General features: G+C 78.0%; 1 protein-coding gene and 1 pseudogene. One reads left to right on the forward strand and one right to left on the reverse strand.

Annotated features, from left to right (window positions below; translation table 11 throughout):
- Positions 1-229 (forward strand): annotated as a pseudogene (locus CCN42_RS39555) (AAA family ATPase); the annotation flags it as partial.
- A 241-nt stretch (positions 230-470) separates the two neighbouring features.
- Here CCN42_RS39555 and CCN42_RS39560 read toward each other — a convergent pair.
- The coding region (locus tag CCN42_RS39560; RefSeq protein WP_281259573.1) for a YbaK/EbsC family protein at positions 471-694 on the reverse strand (224 nt) is incomplete at its 5' end.

Here is a 694-nt window from a genome sequence, read left to right on the forward strand (position 1 = left end):
GGCCCAGGACGTGCTCGCGCACGCCAGGGACGTGGGGCGGGGGGTGACGTTCTCGGCGCCGACGGAGCTCGGGGCGAAGGGGGCGCTGCTGGCCTGGTCGGTGGGAGCGCTGCTGGTCCATCTGGGGCTGACGGCGCTGTTCGGGCCGCGGGACCCGGAGGGGCCGTACGGGTACGGGCCGGGCCCGGGGCCGGGGAGCGGCGACGGGGGCTTGCGCAAGCCGGCGTGACGGGGTGCCTCCCACGAGCCCTTCGAGCAGGGGGCACCCCCGGCGTCCGCCGGTGCCGCCCCGGGCGGCACGGCCGCTCGCGGCTCCGAGGCACGACGGCCCGCCGGCTCCGGGCTGCGCGCGCCCGCGGCTCCGGGTTACGAGCACCCGCGGCACCGGGGTGCGGATGCCCGCACTGCGGGGGGTGTGGATGCCCGCACTGCGCGGCGCCGGTGCCCGTGACCATGGCGAGCGGCCGGGGCTACGTCCGGCCGATGGGGGCCAGGACCGCGTTCGTCAGGGTCGTCAGGTCCTTCGGCGAGAGTTCGACCTCCAGACCGCGGCGGCCCGCCGAGACGCAGATCGTCTCGTGGGACGTGGCGGAGGCGTCCAGGACCGTGGGCAGCCTCTTGCGCTGGCCCAGGGGGGAGATGCCGCCCCGGACGTAACCGGTGGTGCGTTCCGCGAGGGCGGGGTCGGCCATGG

The organism is Streptomyces glaucescens (assembly GCF_002154375.1).
In the GTDB taxonomy this organism is placed as follows: domain Bacteria; phylum Actinomycetota; class Actinomycetes; order Streptomycetales; family Streptomycetaceae; genus Streptomyces; species Streptomyces glaucescens.